At 69.3% G+C, this 270-nt stretch carries 1 protein-coding gene; it reads right to left on the bottom strand.

Annotation, left to right across the window (positions count from 1 at the left end):
- Window positions 1-270 (bottom strand): YDG domain-containing protein (locus L8H00_RS18715; RefSeq protein WP_242098876.1); only part of this gene is annotated, 270 nt, incomplete at both ends.

The following is a 270-nucleotide window of genomic DNA, read 5'->3' as shown; positions in this document are numbered from 1 at the left end:
TGCCTTCGCCGCGATGCTGCCGATCGCCGCGCTCGCATCCGCGTTGACGGTGTAGTTGGCCGCGTCGCTCCCGGTCAGCGCCAGGTTGCCGACGCTGACCGTCTTGCCCGTGCCGACGTTCTTGGTGTCGTAGCTGCCGCTGATGGGATTGTTCAGAGCGACGGCGTCGCCGGTCACCGCACCGGCGAGCGCATAGTTGCCGCCCGCCAGCGTCGCCGCCGTCGTCCCGTCATAGGTCTTCGCCACGCCACCTGTCAGCGACGCCGTCAG

This window comes from Sphingomonas sp. CROZ-RG-20F-R02-07, from assembly GCF_022662335.1.
Taxonomy (GTDB): Bacteria; Pseudomonadota; Alphaproteobacteria; order Sphingomonadales; family Sphingomonadaceae; genus Sphingomonas.
Note: the sequence above shows the minus strand (reverse complement) of the source record. Positions and strands in the feature narration are given on the sequence as shown.